The 4,964-nt window shown below is 58.6% G+C and carries 2 protein-coding genes and 1 pseudogene; all 3 read right to left on the reverse strand.

Annotated features, from left to right (window positions below; genetic code table 11):
- Nucleotides 1–30: 30 nt before the first annotated feature.
- Nucleotides 31–543, reverse strand: coding sequence for a helicase-related protein (locus tag ACJH6J_RS29960; protein ID WP_406805007.1), 513 nt, complete (start codon nt 541–543; stop codon nt 31–33).
- A 111-nt stretch (nt 544–654) separates the two neighbouring features.
- Nucleotides 655–1,641, reverse strand: a pseudogene (locus tag ACJH6J_RS29965) (DEAD/DEAH box helicase); the annotation flags it as partial.
- On the reverse strand, nt 1,638–4,727 hold the full coding sequence (dpdE, locus tag ACJH6J_RS29970; protein ID WP_406805006.1) for a protein DpdE: 3,090 nt from the start codon (nt 4,725–4,727) through the stop codon (nt 1,638–1,640). The pseudogene ACJH6J_RS29965 and the gene dpdE, both read right to left, overlap by 4 nt.
- Between the last annotated feature and the right edge of the window lie 237 nt (nt 4,728–4,964).

Genomic DNA, 4,964 nt, shown 5'->3' on the forward strand with positions numbered 1-4,964 from the left:
CAGATCATCCTCGGGAAGGTGCGCCCTTTCCTACGCCGCCTCGCCGAGGCTCATCCACAGGTTCTGATCATTGCTCAGCCACAAGTCGGTCCACCGTTTGCGCGCCACCTTCGATGTCAGAACGGTTACGCCCAAACTTGACGCTTCGTTGTCGTCGCCCGGGGCTGTCAGCAGAAATGCCCCGCACACCTCACCGTCACGCCCACCGCGCCCCAATTCCTGATACCAGCGATCAACAGTTTCCGGAAGGCACGAGTGTATAACGGTTCGAATGTGAGAGTAGTCGATGCCTAACCCGAACGCGGAAGTTGCGACGACTAGATCGACCGTCTCACCATCTCCGGACTTGGCTCTGATGCCATCAAGAACTGTGGCCCGTTCTGCCGCAGTGCTTTCCCCCGTCACCATCGCGATCCTTGAATAGCCTGCCTCGCGCAACCCGGAAAACCAGTCGCGGGCAGTAGTCGGGCTCGTGACATAGAGGACTGCGGGACGCGCACAGTGCGCGAGCGTTTCCTGTACCCACTCATTGCGCTCTGCCACGTCCGTCGCGTGTCCGATCCATATCTCCGGTTCACTGCGCAGAGCATTCGCGACGATGGGACTACATGGGCCAGGCTCTCCGAAAAGCCCTACTAGGTCTTCCATTTCAGGGGAACCAAGGGTGGCGCTGAGAAGTAACGTTATGGCCCGCGCATGGCCTCCAGCCTCGGCGGCTTTGAGCAGGTCCCTTCGAAAATCCGCGAGAGTCCGGAATTCCGGCCTGAAACTCCGTCCCCACTGTGTGACGAGATGTGCCTCATCAATAACAAATCCCTGGAATCGACCTATAGAAGCGGCATCCAAGAGTGTGTGGCGTAGAGCCCTTGTGATCGACTCCGGCGAAGTGACGAGTAGTCGCTGTTGGCCATTCATGATGGCCCGCCTCAACTGCTCTCTGGTTGGGTCATCAGTACTGGCGGTCCACGCAAAATGCAGCGCCAAGGGGTTTACCTTGCGATTTCGCTTCACAAAGTGATCGCGAAACCTCCGCTCGAAGTCATATGCAAGCGCGACCGTAGGGACAACAATCGCCGTAAGTCCGCGTGTCGCTCTATCTGCCAGACAGAGTGCTACCTCTGTCTTGCCAGATCCAGTGGGCAACATTGCGATTATCGTCGAACCCTCTGGCGCAGTGACGACAGCTCGGCATGCCGCACGCTGGCCCGGTGTCCGATAATTATCGAACCCCGTGCTGGAACTAAAGAATGGATCAGCAGCTATCGGCGCCGAGCGAAACCGAGCGCCCACTTCGGTGCCGGCAGCAGCTGCGGCATCGGGGACTCCGTTTGGGCCCAACCACTCCGGATTCCATGGATCCGCCAACCACATCCCGTCGGGAAGGCATCGCAGGCCCACCCGAGCCGCAACCTTGCGCACGGAATCTGTCAATACTTGAGCCAACTCGATAGGCACCGAGCGCCCGTCTCGCAGCGACCATCGCCGAAGCAACTGGCGAACAAGCACCGCCCTGTCTAAGTCGCTCGCATCCGTATCCTGGACGGCACTCGCGATGCGGGCGTGAACGTCATCGGTGAAGGCCAATTCGGTAGTACCAGTTCGTAGAAACTCCACTACATCCGATTCTTGACCTTCGTTCATTCGAAGTACTCCTCAGGGCACAGCACACAAGCTCCGCACGCCACCATCCGTATAGAGGGGTTCTGAATCCCAGCCCGGATGGCGTCCGCGGTCGCCCTCTCCCTTTGCAATTCCAACTCAGCCGAGTCTCGCTCCGAACCGGTAGGCAGCCGCAACGAACGCGCTTCCAATATCGCGATACGCCTGGCGCTGTCTTGATCCGCAGCATTCAAGGCTGCATGTAGCGTCGATGCTAATGTCCGGTCATTTCTGACCTCTGCCCATGCGACAGTCGCGCTTTGTTCGCATAGCGTCGACCACGCTGGCATCTCATCGAGGATCAACTGCCAGCTTGCCCCTCGCAGGATCGCGTCACGATCTCGGTCGAATGGTTTGCCCAACACGGCGTCGATGACGTTGTCCGGAGCGCGGCCGACTGGATCAGTCCAGGTGTCTAGTCGAATTGGTTGTAGATGGGCTTCGCCGCGACGAGCAAGGCGCCGACGACTCGGCCAGTCATCCACTCCGCCTTGACCTGGATCGAACTCGATGAGGAACTCACAGTGGAGCCACAGCGCAGGAGTAGAAATCTCGCTGTTGGGTCGAGCGATGGCAGAGGCACGCCCCCGTTCGTCCACCACTAGGTGCTGTTGGAGCCAATCGACGAGTGGATCGCCAATACGGAATGGCGTCACACCCGAGTGCTCTAGAGCCACAGATCGTTCGAAAGCCTTTGGCTCCATGAGTTCCTCTAGCACACGCGCTTCATCCTCAGTGAGACCAATGTTGCGCGCGTTTCCAAATCGGACAACCCCCCGGTGATCCTCATCAGGCGTAAGGGCAAGCGCACCCACTCCGATCGTCAACCGCCGGACAGAACTACGCAGACTTTCTGACTTCGCCTCGTACTCAAGCAGGTCCTCGATCGCTTCGTCATTGAATACAGTTGCCGATTCGACCGACTCCAATTCCTCGAGTAGGTCGATGTCTTCTCGCTCAACTTCGAGTTGCTCACGCAATTCCGCGAGGTCAACCTGTAAAGCTTCCACTCCTCGCCAAATGAGGTGCGCCTCGAGATCCCCGAGTACCGCGGCCAACAGTCGCTGGACGGTCGATACCGAGTCGTTTAGCACGCCGATACCGTCTCGAAGAAGTTCTATATGTGCTGACACCCAGTCGCTGCTAGGTTCCGTAAACACTACGACGTCAGCAGGTTCTGATCGGTCAGTGAATCGGTCGAGACGCCCTATTCGCTGTTCCAATTGATTAACGTCGAGCGGAAGGTCAAGGTTGACAAGCACCGACGCCGCTTGAAGATTTCTGCCCTCATCCACGGATGAGTCTGCTAACAGCACGCCGCCGCGAGATGAGCCGATGAAGAACTCCACTTCGCGGTCCCGCTGTGCGGGCGGCATTTTAGCCAAATGGCGGTGAAGAATGCGGTGGTCGACCAGTTCGCATGCAATCGACTCAAATCGGTCAAGGACTACCGGGAATTCAGAAGTGACGACGATTCGATACCCCAGACCGACTCGCTCCGCCACAACCTCGGCGGCGGCCCGCAAGCGACCCTCACTGCCCACCATCTCCAATCGAGCCGCGGTCATCTCGAAAAAGACCTTATCGTCCTCAAACGCGGGATGCGCGAGGTAGTCAAGCATCGCAATGGGGCCGGCCAGCCCGCGTACAACTGCCTGCATATACCGATGTGTGCCGGCTTCCTCGTTGGTCAAGCGCAGCCGATAGGTTTCGAGAAATTCGTCGATCAGAGGGCGAGCGGGATCAACAACTTCGACGTAGCGCGGTACACGCCCTGCGACGCGGTACGCGCGTGTGAGTGCACTGCCGCGCCTATTGCGGATCATGCGTCGGCTCAATCGGTAGATCTCACGTACATAGTCAGCCAAATCGCGCCAAGCAGGTGCGAGCGGGTCTTGCGTCCCTCTGCAGGCACTGACCATTGCCGTGACAGTTGGATCGCCCGAATATCTGGATTCAATACTGTTCAATACCTGGGCCTTCTGCCTGATGCTGGCCCTGCGTGCGGACAAGACTTGAACATCGGCGGCACTTCGTTCACGCTCGTCGACGCGGACCCGAAAGTCGTCCAGGGAACAGTTGGCGAAGGCGACGGGATCTACGAGTGCCAGAAGCCGACGGAAAGTGTCAAGATCGCTTCGCATTGGCGTTGCCGAGAGAGCGAGGAGTCCGTCGACCTCGCTGAGATGGCGCTCCACTACCGAACCTGACGGCAGGCCCATGAGCAGGTTATGCGCTTCGTCGATCACGATCAGCTCAAACCGACGCAAACCGACATCGGACTGCGCAGCAATTCGTCCTAGGGCGGAATGCGGGACCACTTGCACATTCCCGAGTGCAACAGCGGTTTTCAAATGTATACGAATGCGGAGTTCTGAGACCCACTGGCCCCGAAGACTATCCGGACATACGACGAGAATGTTGGCCGCAGGGTTGTCGATCAGCAGTTGACGAATCACAATTCCAGCTTCGATTGTCTTCCCGAGGCCCACCTCGTCGGCCAACAAAAATCGCATCACCGGATCGCCCAGCACCCGGGCCGCTGTGTCTAGCTGATGCTGAAAAAGTTCGATAGGGGCTGACATCGCAGCAGTGAGCCCGCGAGAAACACGCCTTTGCCGGACGAGTTCGTCAAGTAGTGCGGAGCGCGCCTCGTAATATGTTGGCGCCTCGACCAGTCCATTGGCAACTGCGCGCGCGGGATTCTCAAGCGGCCGTTCCAATCGAACCTTGAAGTGGCGTTCAGGGAGCGACAACGGTTCACCACGGCCAACCAATGCCACACGGTATCGGTTGCCCGTCAATGGACGGTCAACTACTCCGGCATGCCAACCGTATGGCGTGGTGGGCACCCATACCCGCGTACCTCGCGGCATCGCCGTTTCCACGATGTCATCCCTGGCCACGAGACGTTCTTCCTCAGCCACGTTAGGTACATCAACGTACGAGAGGACTAGTTTGCCGTGGCGTTCGCCTTTGCAGAAGCCAAAGCCAAGGTCGATATAGGGTTCCGCCCGAAGCCACCTCCCAACAAAATGAGCCGCCGGCTTGATACGCCCGGCACTCACGCCTGGACCGTCCGATCAATACGTAGCCAACAAGCCGGTAGATCTTGCACCATCCATCTCCCCATGCCGCCACATTAGCCATGAGGACCGACATCACGGTCCGAACCCCACGTCGACACACAGCGATTGTGGGCATTCACAGCCCAGCTGTGCTGCCCGCCGGGCCTTGCCCCCATGTAGTGGACACGGGATTTGTGGTTACGCGGCTACTGGCAGCGTAGCCGGTGTTAGGGTCCT

This window comes from Mycobacterium sp. SMC-18, assembly GCF_045310895.1.
GTDB lineage: Bacteria > Actinomycetota > Actinomycetes > Mycobacteriales > Mycobacteriaceae > Mycobacterium.